22 protein-coding genes are annotated in these 21757 nt (G+C 63.0%); 12 read left to right on the top strand and 10 right to left on the bottom strand.

What is annotated here, in order from left to right; all coding sequences use genetic code 11:
* Together ACEN42_RS31795 and ACEN42_RS31790 are read right to left on the bottom strand one after the other, a co-directional pair.
* Positions 1-1266, bottom strand: coding sequence for an ABC transporter substrate-binding protein (locus tag ACEN42_RS31795; RefSeq protein ID WP_371883958.1), 1266 nt, complete (start codon positions 1264-1266; stop codon positions 1-3).
* A gap of 176 nt (positions 1267-1442) precedes the next feature.
* A complete protein-coding gene (locus tag ACEN42_RS31790; protein WP_371883583.1) occupies positions 1443-2339 on the bottom strand; it encodes a LysR family transcriptional regulator in 897 nt (298 codons plus the stop codon).
* A gap of 92 nt (positions 2340-2431) precedes the next feature.
* On the opposite strand from ACEN42_RS31790, the gene ACEN42_RS31785 reads away from it, so the two are divergent.
* The 5 genes from ACEN42_RS31785 to ACEN42_RS31765 all read left to right on the top strand — a co-directional run bounded on the left by ACEN42_RS31785 (position 2432) and on the right by ACEN42_RS31765 (position 7768).
* Positions 2432-3208 carry an NAD(P)H-dependent oxidoreductase gene (locus ACEN42_RS31785; RefSeq protein ID WP_371883582.1) on the top strand — a complete coding sequence of 259 codons (777 nt, stop codon included), beginning with the start codon at positions 2432-2434 and terminating at the stop codon, positions 3206-3208.
* 754 nt (positions 3209-3962) lie between these two features.
* On the top strand, positions 3963-4589 hold the full coding sequence (locus ACEN42_RS31780; protein ID WP_371883581.1) for a glutathione S-transferase family protein: 627 nt from the start codon (positions 3963-3965) through the stop codon (positions 4587-4589).
* A gap of 15 nt (positions 4590-4604) precedes the next feature.
* Entirely contained in the window at positions 4605-5240 is a 636-nt protein-coding gene (locus ACEN42_RS31775) for a glutathione S-transferase family protein (RefSeq protein WP_371883580.1), read from the top strand.
* Between the two features lie 90 nt (positions 5241-5330).
* Complete coding sequence (locus ACEN42_RS31770) at positions 5331-6974, top strand: acyl-CoA synthetase (RefSeq protein WP_371883579.1); 1644 nt, start codon at positions 5331-5333, stop codon at positions 6972-6974.
* A gap of 14 nt (positions 6975-6988) precedes the next feature.
* Entirely contained in the window at positions 6989-7768 is a 780-nt protein-coding gene (locus tag ACEN42_RS31765) for an enoyl-CoA hydratase (protein WP_371883578.1), read from the top strand.
* Positions 7769-7773: 5 nt separating this feature from the next.
* Here the strand turns inward: ACEN42_RS31765 and ACEN42_RS31760 are convergent, their stop codons facing one another.
* Together ACEN42_RS31760 and adh are read right to left on the bottom strand one after the other, a co-directional pair.
* On the bottom strand, positions 7774-8163 hold the full coding sequence (locus ACEN42_RS31760; RefSeq protein WP_371883577.1) for a DUF779 domain-containing protein: 390 nt from the start codon (positions 8161-8163) through the stop codon (positions 7774-7776).
* A gap of 56 nt (positions 8164-8219) precedes the next feature.
* Entirely contained in the window at positions 8220-9740 is a 1521-nt protein-coding gene (adh, locus tag ACEN42_RS31755) for an aldehyde dehydrogenase (RefSeq protein ID WP_035508704.1), read from the bottom strand.
* A gap of 526 nt (positions 9741-10266) precedes the next feature.
* Here adh and ACEN42_RS31750 point away from each other — a divergent pair.
* Both ACEN42_RS31750 and ACEN42_RS31745 read left to right on the top strand, forming a co-directional pair.
* Positions 10267-11664 (top strand): OFA family MFS transporter, encoded by a 1398-nt coding sequence (locus tag ACEN42_RS31750; protein WP_187604393.1) that lies wholly within the window; start codon positions 10267-10269, stop codon positions 11662-11664.
* A 21-nt stretch (positions 11665-11685) separates the two neighbouring features.
* Positions 11686-11823: a hypothetical protein gene (locus ACEN42_RS31745; RefSeq protein WP_035508698.1), complete on the top strand. Its 138-nt coding sequence runs from the start codon at positions 11686-11688 to the stop codon at positions 11821-11823.
* 82 nt (positions 11824-11905) lie between these two features.
* Here ACEN42_RS31745 and ACEN42_RS31740 read toward each other — a convergent pair whose 3' ends face one another.
* Complete coding sequence (locus ACEN42_RS31740) at positions 11906-12208, bottom strand: type II toxin-antitoxin system RelE/ParE family toxin (protein ID WP_371883576.1); 303 nt, start codon at positions 12206-12208, stop codon at positions 11906-11908.
* A complete protein-coding gene (locus ACEN42_RS31735; protein WP_371883575.1) occupies positions 12205-12447 on the bottom strand; it encodes a type II toxin-antitoxin system ParD family antitoxin in 243 nt (80 codons plus the stop codon). The genes ACEN42_RS31740 and ACEN42_RS31735 overlap by 4 nt, the downstream gene beginning before the upstream one ends.
* Positions 12448-12971: 524 nt before the next feature.
* Here ACEN42_RS31735 and ACEN42_RS31730 point away from each other — a divergent pair.
* Positions 12972-13277 carry a high-potential iron-sulfur protein gene (locus ACEN42_RS31730; RefSeq protein ID WP_371883574.1) on the top strand — a complete coding sequence of 102 codons (306 nt, stop codon included), beginning with the start codon at positions 12972-12974 and terminating at the stop codon, positions 13275-13277.
* A 7-nt stretch (positions 13278-13284) separates the two neighbouring features.
* Here the strand turns inward: ACEN42_RS31730 and ACEN42_RS31725 are convergent, their stop codons facing one another.
* The gene (locus tag ACEN42_RS31725; RefSeq protein WP_371883573.1) at positions 13285-13881 is read right to left on the bottom strand and encodes a DUF4019 domain-containing protein; all 597 of its coding nucleotides are present in this window, start codon (positions 13879-13881) and stop codon (positions 13285-13287) included.
* An 86-nt stretch (positions 13882-13967) separates the two neighbouring features.
* Between ACEN42_RS31725 and ACEN42_RS31720 the strand changes: the two genes are divergently transcribed.
* Positions 13968-14840: an endonuclease/exonuclease/phosphatase family protein gene (locus ACEN42_RS31720; RefSeq protein ID WP_371883572.1), complete on the top strand. Its 873-nt coding sequence runs from the start codon at positions 13968-13970 to the stop codon at positions 14838-14840.
* On the opposite strand, the gene ACEN42_RS31715 is transcribed toward ACEN42_RS31720, so the two are convergent.
* From ACEN42_RS31715 to ACEN42_RS31705, 3 genes are all read right to left on the bottom strand, one after another.
* Positions 14837-15904, bottom strand: coding sequence for a M14 family metallopeptidase (locus tag ACEN42_RS31715; RefSeq protein ID WP_371883571.1), 1068 nt, complete (start codon positions 15902-15904; stop codon positions 14837-14839). The two genes, ACEN42_RS31720 and ACEN42_RS31715, sit on opposite strands and share 4 nt — an antisense overlap.
* Positions 15905-15914: 10 nt before the next feature.
* Positions 15915-17108: a M20 aminoacylase family protein gene (locus ACEN42_RS31710; RefSeq protein ID WP_371883570.1), complete on the bottom strand. Its 1194-nt coding sequence runs from the start codon at positions 17106-17108 to the stop codon at positions 15915-15917.
* Between the two features lie 95 nt (positions 17109-17203).
* A complete protein-coding gene (locus tag ACEN42_RS31705; protein WP_238290552.1) occupies positions 17204-18100 on the bottom strand; it encodes a LysR substrate-binding domain-containing protein in 897 nt (298 codons plus the stop codon).
* Between the two features lie 190 nt (positions 18101-18290).
* On the opposite strand from ACEN42_RS31705, the gene ACEN42_RS31700 reads away from it, so the two are divergent.
* The 3 genes from ACEN42_RS31700 to ACEN42_RS31690 all read left to right on the top strand — a co-directional run bounded on the left by ACEN42_RS31700 (position 18291) and on the right by ACEN42_RS31690 (position 21739).
* On the top strand, positions 18291-19607 hold the full coding sequence (locus ACEN42_RS31700; RefSeq protein WP_187604400.1) for an MFS transporter: 1317 nt from the start codon (positions 18291-18293) through the stop codon (positions 19605-19607).
* A 558-nt stretch (positions 19608-20165) separates the two neighbouring features.
* Complete coding sequence (locus ACEN42_RS31695; protein ID WP_371883569.1) at positions 20166-20723, top strand: (2Fe-2S)-binding protein; 558 nt, start codon at positions 20166-20168, stop codon at positions 20721-20723.
* Positions 20724-20734: 11 nt separating this feature from the next.
* A complete protein-coding gene (locus ACEN42_RS31690) occupies positions 20735-21739 on the top strand; it encodes a xanthine dehydrogenase family protein subunit M (RefSeq protein ID WP_371883568.1) in 1005 nt (334 codons plus the stop codon).
* Positions 21740-21757 lie beyond the last annotated feature (18 nt).

The raw sequence follows: 21757 nt of genomic DNA, 5'->3' as shown, positions 1-21757 counted from the left end.
TCAGTTCGCGGCCGCCTGCACCTTCACGAAGGCCGGAAACTTGACCTTCCCGTTCGCCACCGACTTCGGCCAGATCGCAACCTGCTTGCCGTTCTGCCATTGCAGGTTGATGCCGGTGATATAGCCTTCACCGTACTTCAACGCATGCGTGAACTGATCGTTCTTGCCGTAGAACTGCCAGCGTCCGATCGTGCCGACATAGTCGGTCTTCTCCAGCGCATCGACCATCTTGTCGGGATCGGTCGAGCCCTGGTTGCGATGAATCGCGTCGGCAATGATGTACACGAGGTCATAGCTCGTGAAGCCGTCGTATGCGGGCGATACGCCGGCAAAGTGTTTCTGGTACGACTCGACGAAAGGCACGGTCTTCGGCGTCATCGCGACGCCGGGCGCCGCCGCCGATGCCGTGATGACGCCTTCGGTGGCGCCGTTGGTGTCTTTCCAGAAGCTCGTCGTCGTGGCCTGCGAGCTTTGGCCCGACATCGGAATCGGCACTTGCTGATCGTGCCATTGCACGGTCGGCTGCACGCCGACATGGCTGATGCCCGTCGTGATCGTGTCCGGATGCTTCGCTTCGATCTGGTTGAAGATCGGCGTGAAGTCCGACGTGTCCGGATTGAAGCGGACGTGATCCAGCACTTTCAGGCCCGCTTTCGGCAGGCATTCGAGGTAGCGTTCGTCGAGCGGCTTGGTCCACGCGGCGTCTTCGCTCATCACGACGGTCGTCTTCATCTTGAACTCGCCGACGAGCACGTCGTGCGAGAAATCGCAGATCGACTGCGCGATGAACGCGGACGTCATCCAGCCGTGGAAGGTGTACTTGTAGTTGGCGTAATCGTCGTGGACGCGCTTCGAGATTTCGTTGCTCGCCGCGCCCGGCGTGATGAACGGCATCTTCAGGCGCGCGGACCAGGGCTCCATCGCGAGCGCCACTTCGCTGATATAGCTGCCGATGATCGCGACCACCTTGTCCTGGCTCGCGGCGCGCTGAAACGCACGCACGCCGTCCGATGCGGACGAGTGGTCGTCATAAGCGATGATCTGGATCTGCCGGCCATCGACGCCGCCCTTGGCGTTGATCTCCTCCGCGGCGAGTTGCGCGGCCTTGCTGATCGACGCACCGGCCACGGCGGACTCTTCACTGATGACGCCGATCTTGATCGGCTCTCCCGCCGCGTGCGCCGTGGCCGAGAGGCCCAGCCCCGCCATCACCGTACCCGTTGCAATGACGGTACTCATTCCCCGCCGCGACTTGCCCTTTGACATCATCAGTCTCCTCTTTGTAATCGCGAAACGATCGTGGAGCGACGCCAACCAGACACATGACACATGCAGCAATTAAGGATTTGCCGACAAACAGTAGCACTCGCGTTTCATGCGCTGAATCGGTACTAACGATAAAGACGGTCATGCGGAAACGTCATCAATGATGCGCGATGCTTTCAGACAGCTTGCGCGATGAAGTCGCGCAACCATCGATGCGCCGGATCGCGATGCACGCGTTCGTGCCAGTACATCGACATCTCGTAGCCGGGTACATCGACGGGCGGCGCGACACTGCGCAACTCGGGCCAGTGTTTCGCGAGCCTGAGCGGCTGCATCGAAACGAGATCGGTCGTCGCGAGCACGGAACGCACGAACAGGAAGTGCGGCACCGAAAGCGCCACGTGCCGTTGCATGCCGAGCGTCGCGAGCGCGGCGTCCGTGGGTCCGGCGAATCCTCCGCCATCGGGCGACACGATCACGTGTTCCAGCGCGCAGAACTGCGCGAGCGTAGGCCGCCGTTTCAACTTCGGATGATCCTTGCGTCCCACGAGCACATAGCTTTCCGTGTACAGCACCTGCTGATGAAAGCCGGCCGTTTCAGGCGATGTGATGTGAAACGCGAGATCGATCTCCCCGTTCTCCGCCTGCTTCGCGAGCCGCTGCGGCATGATTTCCAGCACTGCGATCCGCGTATGCGGCGCGCCCGCGCGCAAGCCGCTCAACGCGGGCAGCAGCACGGTCGATTCGGTGTAGTCGGTGGCGGCGATGCGCCATGTGTTGTCGGCGGTCGCGGGATCGAACGCGGCTTCCGGCGACACCGCGCGTTCGAGCGACGCGAGCGCCTCGCGCAATGGCTCGCGCAGACTTTCGGCGCGCGCCGTCGGCCGCATGCCGCGCGGTCCGGGCAACAGCAAGGGATCGCCGAAGATATCGCGCAGCTTGGCGAGATGCACGCTCACGGACGGCTGTGAGAAATGAAGACGCTCGGCCGCGCGCGTGACGTTCTGCTCGGCGAGCAGGACATCGAGCGTGACGAGCAGATTGAGATCGAGCCTTCTCAAGATATTAATCATGGCAATGCCTGCAATTTCAGATATTCATTTCCACTATACCCGTGCAGTCTCTAAGCTGGCCATCATTCCTGAACCGATTTGGAGATTGCCTGATGAAAGTGTTGATCGTGTATGCCCATCCGGAACGCCGCTCGCTGAACGGCGCCATCAATGATTTCACCGTCGAGCGCCTGCGCGCCAGCGGTCACGAGGTGCAAGTCTCCGACCTGTACGCGATGAACTGGAAGGCTTCGCTCGACGCGAACGACGTGCGCGAACGCAACGGCGATGCGCCGTTTCATGCGGCCCTTGACTCGAAGCACGCATTCGAGAACGGTCTGCAAAGCCGCGATATCGAAATCGAGCAGGACAAGCTGCGCTGGGCCGACGCCCTGATCCTGCAATTCCCGATGTGGTGGTTTTCGATGCCCGCGATCATGAAGGGATGGGTCGAGCGCGTGTATGCGTATGGTTTCGGCTACGGCGTGGGCGAGCATTCGGATACGCACTGGGGCGATCGCTACGGCGAGGGTCTGATGGCGGGCAAGCGCGCGATGATCGTCGTCACGACCGGCGGGTGGGAATCGCATTACAGCCCGCGCGGCATCAACGGACCGATCGACGATATTCTGTTTCCGATCCAGCATGGGATGCTGTTCTATCCCGGGTTCGATGTGCTGCCGCCGTTCGTTCTCTATCACACGAGCATGATGGACGATGCGCGTCTTCGTGCGACTTACGATGCGCTCGGGCAGCGGCTCGATCGACTCTGGGATGACGCGCCTATCGCGTTTCGCAAGCAGAATCATGGGGATTATGCGATTCCTCTTCTCACGTTGCGTGAGGAGCTGGCTGCGGGGAAGACGGGGTTCGCTGCGCACGTCGATTGAGGCAGGGCGCGGGAGAGGTCGATGGGGTTTCGCCGGATCCCGTTAGCGTGGTGGTCTATTAGCACTGCCCCTCCCCGGGGCGGGGGTCACTTTCTTTGCTGCTGCAAAGAAAGTGACCAAAGAAAGCAGCTTCTCATCGCCCGCGGTCACACGCACGTTGGCCATGCTTGCCAGCCGACGGTGGCACTCGCCTAAGTGTCGCCCTCGAAGGCCCATCCGGGCTTGGCTCGCGCACGGTCTGCCGCCCGAGAGGTTTCAGCGCGCTGGTTCAGCACGAAAGAGCTTCGGCACAGCGCTACGCGCTGCCGTTGGGTATGCGAGGGACACCTTCGAAGAAGGAGCGCGCGCAAACCCGATTAACCCATCGGCCGCGTAGCGGGCCGGAGCTATTTGGTGCTGAACCAGTGAGGCAAAACATTTGGTGCGGCAGACCGTGCGCGGTCCAAGCCCCGCGAGACCTTCGAGGGCACTCGCTACTGCCGGGCCATTCAGCCAATCGCCTGTGCCGCGGCCGGTGTGAAGTGCTTAGGCTGGGGATAGCTGTTTCTTTGGTTACTTTCTTTGCAGCAGCAAAGAAAGTGACCCCCGCCCCGGGGAGGGGCAGTGCTAATAAACCAACACGAATACGGGATCCGGCGAAAACCCAAAAACCCGAACCCAACCGATAAGCAAAATCCAGCCAAACTCCCCAACTCACTCTAAGATTGACCCTTCGACGCGCCGAACACGGCGCACTACCGGAGGATGACATCGAATGCTGACGATCTGGGGCAGAGCCAACTCGGTCAACGTGCAGAAAGTGCTGTGGTGCTGCGATGAACTGAAACTCGCGTACGAACGCATCGACGCGGGCCTGCAATTCGGTCGCAACAACGAGCCCGGCTATCTCGAGATGAACCCGATGGGCCGCGTGCCCACCCTCGTCGACGGCGATTTCGTGCTGTGGGAATCGAATTCGATCATCCGTTATCTCGCGATGCAATACGGCGCGGCCACCACGCTCTACCCCGCCGAGTCGAAGATTCGCGCAAGCGCGGATCGCTGGCTCGACTGGGCGCTCTCCACGCTGCAACCGACGGAGCGCCCGCTCTTCTGGGGCTATATCCGCACGAGCGCGTCGGATCGCGACGTCAAGCAACTCGCCGCCGCCGCAAGCGAAGTCGAAAAGCTCTGGCGCGTCATCGATACGCATCTGAAAGGCCGCAACTATCTCGAAGGCAACACGTTCACGCTCGCCGATATCGTCATCGGCGCTTATGCGCGCCGCTGGTTCGGCATCGCCGAACTCGTGCGGCCCGCGCTGCCCGAGCTGGAACGCTGGTACGTGGGCATCACGCAGCGCACAGGCTTTCAGCATCATGTGTCGCCCGCATTGACCTGACCGGCGCGCATCGCCATGACCATCGAACTGCATACCTGGAACACGCCCAACGGACGTAAGATCAGCGTCGCGCTGGAGGAAATGCAACTGCCCTACAGCGTGAAAACGGTGAACATCACGAAGGGCGAGCAGCATGCTCCTGGCTTTCTGCGCATCAGCCCGAACAATCGCATTCCGGCGATCGTCGATCCGGACGGCCCCGACGGCCAGCCGATCAGCATCTTCGAATCCGGCGCGATCCTGCTCTATCTCGGCGAGAAGACCGGCAAGTTCCTGCCCGCAAATTTGCGCGAACGCGTGCCCGTGCTCGAATGGCTGATGTGGCAGATGGGCGGCTTCGGCCCGATGCCCGGACAGGTGCATCATTTCCGCATGGTCGAGGCGGAATGCGACCGGCGCTATGCACTGAAGCGCTATTCCGATGAAACCCGCCGTCTGTACGGCGTGCTCGACAAACGGCTCGCGCAGGTGGAATACGTGGCGGGCGATTTGTCGGTTGCCGATTTCGCGATTCTCGGCTGGGCGTGGCGGCACGAACGTCATCAGGTTTCGCTCGATGATTACCCCAACGTCAAGCGCTGGTATGAAGCGCTCTTCGCGCGCCCGGCCGTCAGACGCGGCTTCGAGGTGAAGCTCGACGATCTCGTCTGACGTTCGCATGGTGCGCCGGCGTCAGTCGTGTGTAAGGCTTGCGGGCATAATCGAAGAAAACGCATCGAAATGCGCGCACAGGAGACGACGATGACACCCGGCATGTACGACGATGGCCTTCCCAAAACGGCCGCCAACTTCGCGGCGCTGACGCCGCTCATGTTCATCGAGCGCGCGGCGTCCGTGTATCCGACGCGCCCCGCGGTCGTGCACGGCGAGGTGCGGCGCAACTGGGCCGAGACCTACGCGCGCACGCGGCGGCTCGCGTCGGCGCTCGCGGCACGAGGCATCGGTCTCTCCGATACCGTCGCCGCAATGCTGCCCAACACACCGGAAATGGTCGAAGCGCACTTCGGCGTGCCGATGACGGGCGCCGTGCTCAATACGCTCAACACGCGCCTCGACGCCACCACGCTCGCCTTCATGCTCACGCATGGCGAAGCGAAAGCGGTGCTCGTCGATCGCGAGTTCTCCGACGTGATGCGTAAAGCGCTCAAGGACGTGCCGCAGGACGTGCTCGTCATCGATGTCGACGATCCGCAGTACACGGGCGCGGGCGAACGCATCGGCGAAATCGACTACGAGACGTTGCTCGCGAGCGGCGATCCCGCATACGAATGGTCGCCGCCATCGGACGAATGGAACGCCATCTGTCTGAACTACACGTCGGGGACGACGGGCAATCCGAAGGGCGTCGTCTATCACCATCGCGGCGCGTACACGAACGCGGTCAGCAATATCCTCGAATGGGACATGCCGAAGCACGCCGTGTATTTGTGGACGCTGCCGATGTTCCATTGCAACGGCTGGTGCTTTCCGTGGACCGTCGCGGCCCGCGCGGGCGTGAACGTGTGCCTGCGCCGCGTCGATGCGAAGTCCATCCTCGATCTGATCCGCAGCGAAGGGGTCACGCATTACTGCGGTGCGCCGATCGTGCAGAACCTGCTCGTCAACGCACCCGACGAGATGAAGGCTGGCATCGAACAGAAAGTTCACGCGATGGTCGCGGGCGCCGCGCCCCCCGCCGCGATGATCGAAGGCATGGAGCGCATGGGCTTCGAGCTGACCCACGTCTACGGTCTCACTGAAGTCTATGGTCCGGCCACGGTCTGTCCGCAGCAGGCCGAATGGAGCGCGCTCGATATCGGCGAACGCGCGCGGCTCAACGCGCGGCAAGGCGTGCGCTATCACCTGCAGGATGCCGTGACCGTGCGCGATCCGCTTTCGATGGAACTCGTGCCTTCGGACGGCGAGACCATCGGCGAGATCATGTTTCGCGGCAACATCGCGATGAAAGGCTATCTCAAGAACCCTGCTGCGACGGAAGAAGCGTTTCGCGGCGGCTGGTTCCATACGGGCGATCTCGCGGTCGCCTATCCCGATGGCTACGTGCGCATCAAGGATCGCAGCAAGGACATCATCATCTCGGGCGGCGAGAACATATCGAGCATCGAAGTGGAGGATGTGCTGTACCGGCATCCGGCCGTGCTCGCGGTTGCCGTCGTCGCGAAACCGGATGCGCGCTGGGGCGAAACGCCATGCGCGTTCGTCGAACTGAAGTCCGGCGCGCAAGTCAGCGCGGAGGATTTGATCGCGCATTGCAAGAAGCATCTGGCGGGCTTCAAGGTGCCGCGCGCAATCGAGTTCTGCGAGTTGCCGAAGACATCCACCGGCAAGATTCAGAAATTCGAATTGCGCAAGCGCGCGGGTTCGGTGACCGCGATCGATGTCTGAAGGAGAGCATGAGCATGAGCGAACTCGTTCTGATCGAACGCGATGCGTATGAAACCCGGGGCGTCGTCAAGCTCACGCTGAATCGGCCCGATGCGTTCAACGCCCTATCCGAAGCGATGCTCGAAGCGCTCGAACACGCGCTGAAAGACATCGCCCAATCGGATGCGCGTGTCGTCGTGCTCGCGGGCGCGGGGCGCGCGTTCTGCGCGGGCCACGATCTCAAAGAGATGCGCGCCGAACCCGCCCTCGATTACTATCGCGAGCTGTTCGCGCGCTGCTCGCGCATGATGCTGACGATTCAGCGCATGCCGCAGCCGGTGATCGCGCGTGTGCATGGCGTCGCGACCGCGGCGGGCTGTCAACTGGTCGCGATGTGCGATCTCGCGGTGGCATCGAGCGAAGCGCGTTTCGCCGTATCGGGCGTGAATCTCGGGCTCTTTTGCGCGACGCCGGGCGTGGCGCTGTCGCGCAACGTATCGCGCAAGGCCGCGTTCGAGATGCTCGTCACCGGCGAGTTCATCGATGCGGCGACCGCGCGCGAACGCGGCCTCGTGAATCGCGTCGCGTCGCCAGCCGAACTCGACGATGCCGTGCACACGCTTGCCGCGACCATCGCCGCCAAACCGCGCGAAGCGGTCGCGGCGGGCAAGGGTTTGTTCTATCGGCAACTCGAAAGCGGCATCGAAGCTGCATATGCACTCGCATCGGAAACGATGGCCTGCAACATGATGCAGGACGCCGCGCTCGAAGGAACGCAGGCGTTCATCGAAAAGCGTCCGCCGCGTCGGGATTGAACGTTCTAAGTCACGTGCTCGACCGGATGCTTGTCGAGCCACGCGTTCTCTTCGTCGCTGTATAAACGGGAGCGCGTGAGAAAGCGCAGACCCGACGGACGCTCCAGCGAAAACATGCCGCCATTGCCCGGCACGGCATCGATGATGAGCTGCGTGTGCTGCCAGTACTCGTACTGCGATTCGGTCATGTAGAACGGCACGCCGCCGATCGCGCCCAGCTTCACGTCCGAGCCGCCGACCATGAATTCGCGGACCGGAAAGCACATCGGCGCACTGCCGTCGCAGCATCCGCCGGATTGATGGAACAGCACCTCGCCGTGCTCGGTCTTGAGCTTTTCGATCAAGTCGATCGCGGCGGGCGTCGCGGTCACGCGCTGCACTTCCTGTTCGCTCATGATGTCCCCGTTGTTCGAGTTGGCCGCCGCCGGAAACGACGGCGGCCCCGCAGACTTTAGAAGAAGCCGAGCGGCTTGTCGCTATAGCTGACGAGCATGTTCTTCGTCTGCTGATAGTGATCGAGCATCATCTTGTGATTCTCACGTCCGATGCCCGACTGCTTGTAGCCGCCGAACGCCGCGTGCGCCGGATACGCGTGATAGCAGTTGGTCCACACGCGTCCCGCCTGAATCGCGCGGCCGAAGCGATAAGCCCGCGTGCCATCGCGCGTCCACACGCCCGCGCCGAGACCGTAGAGCGTATCGTTCGCGATTTCGAGCGCCTCTTCCTCGGTCTTGAAGGTCGTCACCGACAGCACCGGCCCGAAGATTTCCTCCTGGAAGATGCGCATCTTGTTGTGGCCTTTGAAGACCGTCGGCTTGATGTAGTAGCCGTTCTTCAGCTCGCCGTCAAACGTGGCGCGCTCGCCGCCGGAGAGGCATTCCGCGCCCTCCTGCTTGCCGAGATCGATATACGACAGGATCTTCTCCAGTTGCTCCTGCGATGCCTGCGCGCCGATCATCGTCTTCGTATCGAGCGGATGGCCCTGCGCGATTGCGGCGACGCGCTTCAACGCGCGTTCCATGAAGCGCTCGTAGATCGATTCCTGCACCAGCGCGCGCGACGGGCACGTGCACACTTCGCCCTGATTCAGCGCGAACATCGTGAAGCCTTCGAGCGCCTTGTCGAAGAAGCTGTCGTCGGCGTTGAGCACATCCTCGAAGAAGATGTTCGGGCTCTTGCCGCCCAATTCCAGCGTCACGGGAATCAGGTTCTGGCTCGCGTACTGCATGATGAGGCGGCCCGTCGTGGTCTCGCCGGTGAACGCGATCTTCGCGATGCGCTTGTTCGACGCGAGCGGCTTGCCCGCCTCCAGACCGAAGCCGTTCACGACGTTGAGCACGCCCGGCGGCAGCAGATCGCCGATCACTTCGAGCAGCACGAGGATCGACGCCGGCGTCTGCTCGGCCGGCTTCAGCACGACGCAGTTGCCTGCGGCGAGCGCGGGCGCAAGCTTCCACACGGCCATCAGGATCGGGAAGTTCCACGGAATGATCTGCCCGACGACGCCGAGCGGCTCATGGAAGTGATACGCGACCGTATCGTGATCGATCTCGGAGATGCCGCCTTCCTGCGAACGCGCGGCGCTCGCGAAATAGCGGAAGTGATCGATCGCGAGCGGAATGTCGGCGGCCATCGTCTCGCGTAGCGGCTTGCCGTTGTCGATGGACTCGGCCAGCGCAAGACGCGGCAGGTTCTGCTCCATGCGATCGGCGAGCTTGAGCAGCACGTTCGCGCGATCGGTGACGGAAGTCCTGCCCCACGACACCTTCGCCGCGTGCGCCGCGTCGAGCGCGGCTTCGATATCGGCTTCGCGCGAACGCGGAATCGACGTGAATGGCTCGCCCGTGATCGGCGAGATGTTGTCGAAATACTCACCGCCCGCCGGCGGCACCCACTTGCCGCCGATGTAGTTGCCGTACTGCTTCTTGTAGGGGTATTCGGTGCTCAGGAACTGCATCTCTGCGTGATTCATTTCTATGTGCTCCTCGCATGTCGACGTGAACGGGCCGGTACTGCCGATGTCCGGCGCCGGTCGCTCTTGATTGCGAGTTCCATGCCATGCCTTGCGCGACGATGCGACCGGCGCGCAAGCCGCATCGTCACGCGGTTTCGGGACGCATCGTCAGGGTTTCTACGAGGCCGATGTGAGCTGTTCACATTCAGAACACCTGCCCCGTCGCTGTAGCGATGCGACACAAGATCCCGGCAGCCCGGACGCGCCCGGTTCGCCTCGGGCAAACGCTTATGGCACGGGTGTTCATATTGCAAAGCCTTACGCAGTTGTCTATGGTCATGCCAGCCGTGGCAAAGCGCCGCACCTATATGGCATTTGATCGCATGTTTGGGTGGCGCGAAATGGCCTTGCGAGCGCGTGATGCAGACCGCATCGACGTTCGCACGACCACGGCGGGCTGCTCGTGTCCGGCCACCCCGGACGCCGGCACCTCAAGCAAACGATGAGCGCGCACGTGCGTGCATGACGCGCCACGGAGACCACAATGAACAGCACAATCAATCAGGGGGCCGTGCACGGCCCGACAAGCTTCTTCTCCAAGGAGGCGACCATCGCCCGGCCCGGGTTCTCACGCTGGATGGTGCCGCCCGCCGCGCTGGCTGTTCACTTGTGCATCGGGCAGGCGTATGCGTTCTCGGTGTTCAATGCGCCGCTCACGAAGATCATCGGCATCACGAAGTCCGCGCCGGATGACTGGTCGCTGACGACGCTCGGCTGGATCTTCTCGCTCGCGATCGTGTTTCTCGGCTTGTCCGCCGCGTTCGCCGGCAAGTGGCTGGAGAAGGTCGGCCCGCGCCGCACGATGTTCACCGCGGCCTGCTGCTTCGGCGGCGGCTTTCTCGTTTCGGCGCTCGGCGTCTATCTGCATCAGATCTGGCTGCTGTATCTCGGTTATGGCGTGATCGGCGGCATCGGGCTCGGGCTCGGCTATGTGTCGCCGGTATCGACGCTCATCCGCTGGTTCCCGGACCGCCGCGGCATGGCGACGGGCATGGCGATCATGGGCTTCGGCGGCGGCGCGATGATCGCGGCGCCCGGTTCCGTCGCGCTGATGAACCACTTCAAGAGCGCGACGAGCGCCGGCGTCGCGGAAACGTTCGTCGTGCTCGGCGTGCTCTACTTCATCTCAATGACGATCGGCGCCCTCGCGATCCGCATCCCGCCGGCGGACTGGAAGCCGGCTGGCTGGACGCCGCCCGTGACCGCCAGCAAGATGATCACGAGAAACCACGTGCACATCGATCAGGCGCTGAAGACGCCGCAGTTCTATCTGCTGTGGCTCGTGCTGTTCCTGAACGTGACGGCGGGTATCGGCGTGCTCGGCCAGGCTTCGGTGATGATTCAGGAGAGTTTCAAGGCGTCGATCACGGCGGGCGCGGCGGCGGGCTTCGTCGGATTGCTGTCGCTCTTCAACATGGGCGGGCGCTTCGTGTGGGCATCGGCATCGGACTGGATCGGGCGCAAGAACACTTACTTCGCCTTCTTCGCGCTGGGCGCGGTGCTGTACTTCCTCGTGCCGCACTTCGCGGGCTCGGGCAATATCGCGCTGTTCGTGCTGGCGTACGGGATCATCCTGTCGATGTACGGTGGCGGCTTCGCGACCATTCCGGCCTATCTGGCGGACATGTTCGGCACGGCGTTCGTCGGCGGCATTCACGGCCGGCTGCTGACCGCGTGGGCGGCGGCGGGCGTCGCGGGTCCGGTGCTCGTGAACTACGTGCGCGCGTATCAGGTGGCGCACGGCGTCGTCGGCGCAGAAGCGTACACGATGACGCTGCACATCATGGCGGCGCTGCTCGTCGTCGGCTTCGTCTGCAATCTGCTCGTCACGCGCGTGCATGAGAAGCATCACATGGACACGTCGGCGCAGACGGCAAGCTAAAAGTCAAAGAGGAGATTCGCGATGAATACCCGCATCGATACACAGGAAGCGCATCCGTCCAATAAAGGGCTGCTGGTGCTGTTCTGGGCGTATGTGCTGATTCCGCTCGCATGGGGCGTCACGAACACGCTCACGCAGGCAGTCAAACTGTTCCACTGATTCGGCAGGTGATGTTTGCGCGCGCCGGACGGCCGATGTGATTCGTCGGTTCACGGCGCGCGTTTTATTTGGCGACAGGAAGTTATTCGGATTCGCCGAGGTGAGCTGAAAGATCCATCTGCTGATGGAGAATCCGTACGATCTGGATCGTGTCCGCGACATCCCTGAAGAAGAGCACATGCATGCCGACGAGCGCCTTCCGATAGCCGTCACGAATGTCTTGTGCAGACAGGCTGCGCTGCGTGCCCGCGCCGAGTCCGACGACCGTGTCCTGAATCATGCGCAGATAGCGCTCGGCCTGCGCGGGACCCCACTGGTCAAACGTGTAGTCCCAGATGCCATCGAGATCCTGAATGGCCGCAGGCGTGAATACGCACTGCTTCATCGGGTGGACTTGCGCTTACGTGCGATGAACGCATCGAAATCGAGCGGCTTCGATGGGCCCGACTGCTCCCCCGCTTCAAGCGCAGCGCGCAATGCACTGAGCTTTGTTTCCTGTTCTTCGAGCAGGCGCAAGCCGGCGCGGACCACATCGCTCGCGGTGCTGTAGCGGCCAGCGCGTACCCGATTCTCGACGAAGTCCGTGAAATGATCGCCGAGCGAGACTGACGTGTTCTTGGGCATGACATTCCCCCGTTGCTTGAGCATCAAGAATACCAAAAATTGGTATTGTCGACGAGCACAGGGGAATGTAAGCCGACTGTTCTGGATGTTCTCAGTGCCCGCGATCCTCCACCCTGCTCAAGCTACGGCGCGCGAGCACGCTCATGAAGAGCGTGCCGCTCACGAGCGCCGCCATGTACACGCCTGCCATCATCCAGTCCAAGTCACTCACGGTGGTTCTCCTTCGAATTGAGCCGCGGCCGGGGCGCCGCGGGGTTGATTCACGCAATTTCAACTACGTTCTGGCCTGATTTACGGCACGCACGCGCAAAGGTTTAGTGCGATGGAATGAACGACGTTGGCATCACGTTGAAAGAGAATGCGAAAACGGGCTTCGGAGAAACCGATCGCGCGTGCGATTCCGCAAACGTATGGCATCGAACAACCGCTATCCGGGCAGCGCGGCGTGCGTCGGGGTATCGTTCGACTAGCGCCCCGAGAGCGCATGACGACATTCCCCGCAGACAAAAAAACGGTCCACGACAATGAACACGTCCCGTCGCAGCTTCATGGTTGTCAGCATCGGCATGGGCACGGCGCTGTGGCTCACGCGAGCCCGCGCCGATGCGCCGCACTTGAGCGAATCCGATCCGGCGGCGGTCGCCGTCGGCTATAAGGAGGATGCCGCGCAGGTGGACAAGGCGAAATATTCCAACTTCGCGGCAGGAAAGACGTGCGCGAACTGCTCGCTGTATGAGGGCAAGTCGAGCGACGCCTGGGGTGGCTGCTCGCTATTCAGCGGCAAACTCGTGGCCGGACGAGGATGGTGCGCGTCCTACACGAACATGTGAAGCCGGTTCAGCGCACCGAATAGCCGGCGAAACGCCAGACCTTGTCCGAATCGAGAAAGAACGTCACCATCTCGCGCGACGACTGATCGGGCCGACTAAACTGGGTGTCGTAGAGAACGTTGATATATGCGCCCGCGGGCAGATTGCCGGTGCCGTCGTAGCGATAGTGCTTCTCGCCCAAGGGCATACGCAGACCCGGTGCGCCGAGCGGCGAACGGTCGCGCGCGACCTTCTTCATGAAGTCATCGCGGGAAATGATCTGTTTCGCGATGGGCGAGGCCTGGTCCCACACTTCCCCCGCCTTGTTCTGATCGATCAGCGTGACCACAGCCGACGCGACTTGAGCGATGTCACGGTCCTGCTGGTCGAGCGCCGTTTGTTGCTCCCTCGTGAGCGATCGAGGAGCAGCGGACTGAGTCGGGTTCTGCGGCAACTGAGATTGCTGTGCACGGCAGGCAATACTGGCGGAGAAAAAAAGGAGCGTGGCAAGCGCGGCGGAGATGCGTGATTTCATGATACAGACGACATAGGTTTCCAGGGCGTAGATTGTATCGCCGGCAGCGGCTGAAAACGGTAAGAAATACTTAGTTTCAGAATTTCGCATGGAAGCGCGGGCGGACCGTACCAAGCACACGTCTTGCTGCCGGGAAAGGACGATCACCTTCCAACGCTTTTTCGCCGAGGCTGGACATGCGACTCGTCGACTGGAACATCCAATGGGGACGCGGCGTGGATGGCCGCGTCGATCTCGCGCGCATCGTCGCCGAGGCGAAGGCGCTGCACGACTTCGATATCCTCTGCCTGCAAGAAGTGACGCGCGGCTTTCACGAAAGCGAACAGGCGGGTGGACTTGCGGGCCACCCGAGCGCGGATCAATTCGCGGAACTCGAAGCGCTGATTCCCGGTGCGACCGTCATCGATGCAATCGGCTCGGACCTGCCGCCCGTGGGCGCCGGCATCGCACGCCGTCAGTTCGGCAACGCGATCGTCAGCCGCCTGCCGGTGCGTCAGGTTCTGCGTCATTCATTGCCGTGGCCCGCCGATCCCGCCAAGCCGTCGATGCTGCGCGTCGCGCTCGAAGCCGTCATCGATACCGACGTCGGCCCGCTGCGGATCATCAGCACGCATCTGGAGTTTTATTCGGAGAAGCAGCGGCTCGCGCAAGTCGCGCGTCTGCGCGAACTGCACGCCGAAGCGTGCGCGCACGCGCGTCAGCCCGCACGAGCCGAAAGCCAGGCAAGCCCGTTCGCCGACACTGCGCGGCCGATCTCCGCGATCGTCTGCGGCGACTTCAACAGTGCCTTCGACAGTTCGGCATATCGCGCGATGCTTGAGCCGATGACCGATGCGCCCTCGTTCGTGGATGCATGGACCTGCGCGCATCCAAACGAGCCGCGCGCGGCGACCGTCGGTCTGTACGATCACGATCAATGGCCCGACGGCCCGTTCGCGTGCGACTTCATCTTCGTCACCGAAGAGCTGAAGCCGCGCATCGCGGGCTGCGAAGCGGACCAGTCGAGCCGGTCATCGGATCATCAGCCGATGTGGCTCGAACTGCGTTAAGCGCCTTCCTCGCGCGATAGGCCGTAGAGCGCCTGCAACACCGCTGCCCGCGCCTGACCGATGATCATCCCGCGCCAGATATCGTCGTCGATATAGAACGCCGCGCGAATCTGGCGGCGAATGTCGGCCTTCAGCGCATCGGGTGCGTCCGCGTGATGGCGCACCCAGACATCCGCGCGCAGCATGTCGAGCATGTCGGTGAGCGGCACGGTGCCGTACTCGATCGCGATCGAAGCAATCGCGGCATGGGCGCACGTCTGTCGCAAGGTATCGAGCAGAGGCCCGGCGACATCCGCCGCGATCGACGTGCCATCCGCCGGGCTCGTCACGTCCGCGCCCCACCAACGCCGCGCGCGCGCCACATCGCCGACGCAGATCTTCGCGCCGAAGCCGCTCGGGCCGAGTCCCGTATGAAAATCGATCCAGCCGATCGCCGTGCACGTCTCGCCGTATTCCGCGAGCAGATTGCGCATAGTGCGCGTGCTCCACGCCGTCTCTTCGCCGCCGTAGAACATGCCCTGCGCGTGCGTGTACTGGCCCGTCGTCACCGCCTGCTGATACGCCCATTGACCGCGCGTGTCGATATAGGCGCGAATCGCCGCGACGTTCGCTTCGTCAGGCGGCCAGGTCGCGGGAACCAGCAAGTCATGCAGTTCCGCGTAGCCGGGGTTCTGCGGCAATGGCCCGCTGAAATCCACGCTGTTGCGATTCAGATCGACATTGCCTTCCGTCGTCCGGCTCAGATACGAAAAGCCATACGGATTGATCGCATGAACGAGCAGCATCGCGACGCCGAGCTTCTCCATCAGCGCGGGCAGAGCTTCGTCGCGCATCAACGCGATCTGCGCGCCCGAGCCGCAAAAGCCTTCGACGCCATGCGTCGCGGACGTGAGCACGAGCAGACGCTTCGCATCGGCCGGGCCGATACGCACGACATCGGTTGCGAGCGTCTCGCCTTCGAGACCGTCGACACCTTCGACCACGCGCGTATCGACCGCGAGTTTTCGATGAGCGGCCGTATCGAGAAATCGCTGGCGCGCCTCGCGATATGTCGATGAAAACATGTCCGCCTCCTCAGGCGCGCGAGAGAAATGCTTCGACCAGACGCACCCAGTACGTCGAGCCGAGCGTGAGGACGTCATCGTTGAAATCGTAGCTGCTGTTGTGCAGCATGCACGGCCCGATCCCATGACCGTGATCGCGATGCGCACCCAGTCCGTTGCCGATATACGCGTAGCAGCCAGGCCGCTCCAGCAGCATGTACGAGAAGTCCTCGGCGCCCATCGTCGGATCGATGTTCGTAGTCACCTTGTCCGCACCGACGACCTTTTGCATCACGCCGAGCGCGAACTGCGTCTCGGCTTCCGTGTTCACCGTCGGCGGATAGTTGCGCACGAAACTGACTTCCGCCTTGCATCGATACGCCGACGCCGTCGCCGCGACGATCTCCCTCATGCGCGTCTCGATCAGATCGAGCACATCGACGGAAAACGTGCGCACGGTGCCGGCAAGCGTCGCGGTCGTCGGGATGGCGTTGATCGCGTGGCCCGCCTGCATGCGCGTGATCGAGAGCACGGCGGCGTCGATGGGCCGCTTGTTGCGCGTCACGATGCTCTGCAAGCCCGTGCCGATCTGCAGCGCGGTGAACACGGGATCGACGCCATCGTGCGGAATCGCGGCATGCGCGCCCACGCCTTCGATGCGAATCTCGAACTCATTGCTCGATGCCTGCGTCGCACCGACACGCGCGCCGAATTCGCCCGCCGCCATGCCCGGCCAGTTGTGCAACGCGAACACGGCATCGACGGGAAAGCGCTCGAAAAGGCCGTCTTCGATCATCGCTTTCGCGCCGCCGCCGCCTTCCTCCGCGGGCTGGAAAATGAAGACGACCGTGCCGTCGAAGTCGCGATGCTTCGCGAGATATTGCGCGGCGCCGAGGAGCATCGCGGTGTGGCCGTCGTGGCCGCACGCATGCATCTTGTTCTCGTGGCGCGACGCATGCGCGAAGGTGTTCAGCTCGGGGATCGGCAGCGCATCCATGTCGGCGCGCAGTCCGATCGCGCGCTTGCTCGTGCCTTTCTTCAACACGCCGACGACGCCCGTCTTGCCGAGCCCGCGCGTCACTTCGATATCCCAGCTCTCGAGCTTTTGCGCGACCAGTTCGGCCGTGCGCGCTTCTTCGTAGCAGAGTTCGGGATGCGCGTGAATATCGCGGCGAATGGCCTGAATCTCGTCGCGCGACCGGGCGATCTCGGGAATGATCGACATGCTTTCCTCGTGTGTGATTGAGTGACCGAAGCATTGTCGATGGCCGGAAATAACAGCGAAAGCTGATATTTCTTGTCCGTGACTTAAGGAAAGCTTTAGCTTTCCTTCGACGGTATCGCGCCCCGCGAACGCATGCGGATGCGTTCCTGCACGACGCTCATGACCGCATGACGGTCGTGAATCCTGCGCTCCAGCATGCCGACGACGCGGCGCGGCGTGTTCTTCGCGAGCGGCATCACGCGCAACGCCGGATCGCTCGCCCACGAGCCGTATTCGAGCAGCGGCACGACGGAAACGCCCGCATCCTGCCGCACGAGTTCGACGATCACTTCGAGCGAATTCAGTTCGAGAAACTCGTTCACCGCGAGACGGTTGTGCTTCAGCGCGCGATCGATCAGCGCGCCGGTGCGCTGCGCGCGATCGAAACGCAGGAATGGCCGGCTCGCGAGCATGTCGGCCACGCTGACCGGGGCGATGGCGCGCGAACCGACCGCGACGAGCGGCTCCGAATAGAGCGGCGTCCAGTTGAGACTCGCCGGCGTCTTACCCGCCATCTCGACAATCACCGCGGCGTCGATCTCGCCCGCTTCCACTTGCGGCGCGAGCGCGAGCGCCTTGCCGGTGAAAAGCCGCACATCGAGCCGCGGATACTGGCCTTTCAATTCGGTGACGACGGACGCGAGCGCGCCCATCGCCGAATCGACCGCGCCGATGGCCACCGATCCGGCGATTTCATCGTCGAGGCCGGTGAGACGCATGCTGTCGTACAGCGCGACGATGCGCTCCGCCTGCGGCAGGACCTGCTTGCCGATGCTCGTCAGCCGGTTGGTGCGCCCCACGCGATCGAAGAGCGGCCGCTTCAGGTCGTCTTCGAGCGATTGCATCTGCATGCTTACCGCCGCTTGCGTGAGCGCGACTTTCTCGGCGGCGGCGGCGAAGGAGCCGTAGCGCGCGACGGCGATGAAGGTGCGCAAAAAACGAATGTTGCTCATCGTGCGTTGGGGACAACCCGGATCGTTCGATCAGGTTTCCTTGAGTGTCAGTTCAGAAATTCTATATTTTCTTATTTCAACTCGGCGTAATGTTTGCGTGTTGCAGCGGCTCGCGTGCCTCGTGCGAGCCGACATAAAAGCGGATGTCGTCGCCCCTGATCAATCGCCCCACGCCCACGGAGTGCATTCGATGAGCACCGTACTACCCGCAGCCCACGCGGCCGAAGAGAACGCCGCGATCAACATGTCCGGCCGGCGAGCGATCGTCGTATCGACCATCGGCAACGCGCTCGAATGGTTCGACTTCATGGTCTACGGCTTCTTCGCCGTGATCATCGCCAAGCTGTACTTTCCCGCGACTAACCCCACCATCTCGTTGCTCGCGACCTGGGCCACGTTTGGCGTCGGCTTCCTGACGCGGCCGCTCGGCGGCATCGTGCTGGGCGCGGTCGCGGATCGCGTCGGGCGCAAGTCGGCGCTCACGCTCACCATCTCGCTGATGGCGGTCGGCATCGCGATCATCGCGTTCGCGCCGACGTATGCCGCGATCGGCATCGCCGCGCCCTTGCTGATGCTGCTCGGCCGCCTGATTCAGGGCTTCTCGGCCGGCGGCGAAGTAGGCTGCGCGACGGCGTTCCTCGTCGAATACGCACCCGCCAACAAGCGCGGCTATTTCGGCAGCTTCCAGATGGTCGCGCAAGCGGCGGCGAGTCTCGCGGGCTCGTTCTTCGGCGCGGTGCTCACGCGCACGCTGAGCCCCGAGCATCTCAATAGCTGGGGCTGGCGAGTTCCGTTCGTCTGCGGTCTGCTCATCGTGCCGGTCGGTCTGTATCTGCGCTCGAAGCTCGATGAATCGCCGGTGTTCGTCGAGAAGGCGCAGAAGAACGAACTGAGCGCGCGGCCGATCCGCGACACCGCCACGAAGCACTGGATGCCCGTGCTCGCGGGCTTCGGCCTCACGGTGTTCGGCACCATCGGCACGTACATCTTCCTGCTGTATCTGCCGACGCACGCCACGCGCGTGCTGCACATGGCGCTCACCGACGGCCTCATCAGCTCGACGATCGGCGCGCTCGTGTATCTCGTCTGCTGCCCGATCTTCGGCCGGCTGTCGGATCGCGTCGGCCGCAAGAAGCTGATGGCGACCGCGCTCGCGCTGTCGCTCGTCACGGCGTATCCGATCTTCGCCGTGCTCACCGCGCATCCGAGCCTGCCGATGCTGATCGTCTGCCAGGCGCTGCTGATGACGTATCTCGGCATCTTCCAGGGCTGCTATCCGGCGTTCATCTCCGAACTGCTGCCGTCGAGCGTGCGTTCGACGGGCATCTCGGTGAGCTACAACGTCGCGGTGATGATCTTCGGCGGCTTCGCGCCGGCCATCGTGCAATGGCTGACGATGACCACGGGCGACCCGCTCTCGATCTGCTACTACGTGATCTTCGGCAGCGCGGTCGCGCTCCTGACGATCCTCCCGCTGCGCGACCGCTATAGCGACGCGCTGCGGTAGGCCTGCTGCATTGCGCTCGCAAAGGAAGGAGAATGGGCGGCCCGCACGGAAATCCGGCTCGCTTAAGTCTGAATTAAGAAAGCGCGCTTACGCTGAAGACTGACTGACCCAACCCCTCCTTCCGGCCGCGCATGCGGCCATTTTTTTTGGAGCGCCACGATGCAGATGATTCTTCGCCTGATCCTGATCCTCGTGGCGCTCGTCGTCTTTACGACGGTCGGGGAGTTCCTTCTGTCGCTCGTCGCGCGGGCCGTGCTCACGCACTGAAGCATTTTGCCGCTGCGGGCATGCTTCGTGCACCCGCAGCATCTCGTGGCCCGCGCCAAGCTTTCGATCGGGAAAGTTTCGCGTCAGGTGCCTATACTGACTGAGTGTCGTCTTCGCCGCATCGCCGGCGCACGAAGGTCCTGCGCCCGCCGCACAGACCCTTTTTCGCCGCCCTTCCTTCGCGCCATCGGCGCCCGACACGCTTCGCCGCATCTTCGCCTCTCTCACGCCGTGCCGCTTCATCGCCGCATTCGTGCAGCAGCTTGCTGCACAATTCCAGGAGATTGCCCGATGCCACAACGTCACATCCCCCAATCGAAAACCACGCACGCCGACACACCCAACAAGATGCGGCGAGCCAAAGCCGACGACTCGACCGCCACGTTCACCTTCACCGTCAACGGCAGCAGCCACACGCTGTCGATCGATCCGCGCACGACGCTATTAGATGCATTGCGCGAGCATCTTCATCTGACCGGCACGAAGAAAGGCTGCGATCACGGCCAATGCGGCGCATGCACCGTTCATGTGAACGGCCGTCGCGTGAACTCGTGTCTGTGCTTCGCCGCCGCCTGCGATGGCGACACCGTCACGACGATCGAAGGCATCGGCGAAGTCGAGGCGCTGCATCCGCTGCAGGCCGCGTTCGTCGAATGCGACGGCTATCAGTGCGGCTACTGCACGGCCGGCCAGTTGATGTCGGCGGTGGCGCTGCTCGATGAACCCATCGGCCCGAGCGACAACGACGTGCGCGAAGCGATGAGCGGCAATCTGTGCCGCTGCGGCGCGTATCAGAACATCGTCAGCGCGATCCAGTCGGTGCGGGCGACCAAGCCGTCATCGAAATAAGGAGAGCCGACATGGACACGTTCCAACTCTCCCGCGCGCGCGACATGCGCGACGCGATCAACGCGGGCGCGCTCGCGCATACCGCGCAGCAAGGCGCGGAAGTGCGCTTTCTCGCGGGCGGCACGACGCTGCTCGACCTGATGAAGCTCAATGTCGAGCGGCCGATGCGCGTCGTCGATATCAGCCGCCTGCCGCTCGACAAGATCGAGGAAACGAAGGACGGCGGCGTGCGTATCGGCGCGACCGCGCGCAACTCGGATCTCGCGCATCATCCGCTGATTCGCGATCGATATGCGGTGCTGTCGCAAGCGGTGCTCGCCGGCGCGTCCGTGCAGTTGCGCAACATGGCGACCACGGGCGGCAACATCCTGCAGCGCACCCGCTGCGTGTATTTCCGCGACACGACCTCGCCGTGCAACAAGCGCGAGCCGGGCAGCGGCTGCTCGGCGATTCAGGGCTTCAATCGCATGATGGCGATTCTCGGCACGAGCGAGTCGTGCATCGCGAGCAATCCGTCGGACATGTGCGTGGCGCTGCAGGCGCTCGAAGCGACGGTTCATATCGAAGGCACGGCCGGCAAGCGCGCGATTCCCATCGATGAATTCTTCCTTGTGCCCGGCGCCACGCCCGATCGCGAGAACGTGCTCGATGCCGGCGATCTGATCACGCACGTCACCTTGCCGCCGCCGGTCGAAGGCGCGCGCTCGGCTTATCTCAAGCTGCGCGATCGCGCGTCGTATGAGTTCGCGCTGGCGTCAGCGGGCGTCGTGATCGGCGTGAAGGATGGACGCATCGCCCATGCGCGCGTGGGTCTCGGCGGTGTCGGCACGAAGCCGTGGCGATCGCGCGAGGCGGAGAAGGAACTGCAGGACGCCGCGCCCGATGAAGCCACGTTCAGGCGCGCCGCCGATGCCGCGCTCGCCGATGCGAAGCCGCAAAGCGAGAACGGCTTCAAGGTCGAGCTATCGAAGCGTTGCATCGTGCATACGCTCAAGATGGTCACGCAAACATCCTGAACCCGACCGAGGAACCCG

Source organism: Caballeronia sp. S22 (genome assembly GCF_964261745.1).
Classification (GTDB): Bacteria; Pseudomonadota; Gammaproteobacteria; order Burkholderiales; family Burkholderiaceae; genus Caballeronia; species Caballeronia jiangsuensis.
This window is presented reverse-complemented; position numbering and strand designations above follow the sequence as displayed.